This is a genomic window from Piscicoccus intestinalis NBRC 104926 (assembly GCF_001515525.1).
Lineage (GTDB): Bacteria > Actinomycetota > Actinomycetes > Actinomycetales > Dermatophilaceae > Kineosphaera > Kineosphaera intestinalis.
The window spans coordinates 1-938 of sequence record NZ_BCNQ01000310.1 but is presented as its reverse complement, the minus strand read 5'-3'; the positions used below and the strand labels follow the sequence as shown (position 1 = coordinate 938).

The following is a 938-nucleotide window of genomic DNA, read 5'->3' as shown; positions in this document are numbered from 1 at the left end:
GGGGTCGCGCTCGCGCCGGTCAGTGCGTCGAGCAGCCGCTGGGCGTCCCACCCGGCGTCGAGGCAGCGGCGCACGCTCGTGGACGTGAACCGGAACACCGACGCGCCCCCGCGCGACTCCGGCTCCGCGGCCAGCCGCAGCAACGCACCCAGCCGCGGACCGAGCGGCCCCGGCACGACGGCGGTCAGGTCGGCCTGCACGATCATCTGCTCCACCGGCTCCGGCAGCATCGCCGCGATGCCGTCGAGCACCTCCGGGGGCGGCCCCGAGCGGTCGTCGGCCTCGGGCTCGGCGCCGACGGGCGCGACGCCCTCGGCGGCCAGCAGGGCCCGCACCGGCTCCGGGATCGCGCCGCGACCGGTGACGCCGAGCCACTCGGCGCCGCGGCACGTCGCGTCGACGGCCTCCTGCACCGCCGCCGGCGGCCGCAGCGGGTGCCGCCAGCGCAGTCGCGCCACGAGATCGGGCTCCGCGACGAGCCGTCCGGGCGGCACGCCGAGCAACTCGGCGAGGATCTCGCGGCGCAGCAGCCGAAGCCGCGGCCACGACGCTCCCTCCGAGAGCGCGTTCACCGCCCCGGGGCCCGAGGCGCCGGCCGGCCGGCTGCCGACCCGGTGCGGGGCGCGGGTGGACCGCAGCCAGGCACGCACGAGCTCGCTCCAGCGCGCCGCGGTCGGCCGCTCGCTCCAGTCGTCGTAGTAGTGCGTCGGGGCCCAGGCCGGGTCGAGCTGGCCGTCGTCGGCGACGAGCCCCGCATCGTGGGCGAGTTCGACGACGAACGCCGCCAACCCCAGCGGCACCTCGAGCGACTCGGCGACCGCGCGCAGGTCGCGCACGGCCAGCCCGCCGGAGCGCAACACGCGAGGCGGATCGGCGCTCCAGCGCGCGACGAGCTCCTCGACGAGTTCGAGCAGATGCACGGCCTGCCCGCCCGCGAC

General features: G+C 78.4%; 1 protein-coding gene. It reads right to left on the bottom strand.

Going from position 1 to position 938, the window contains the following annotated elements:
- A partial coding sequence (locus tag PINTE_RS23010; RefSeq protein WP_174524045.1) for a helicase-associated domain-containing protein occupies positions 1-938 on the bottom strand: 938 nt, incomplete at both ends.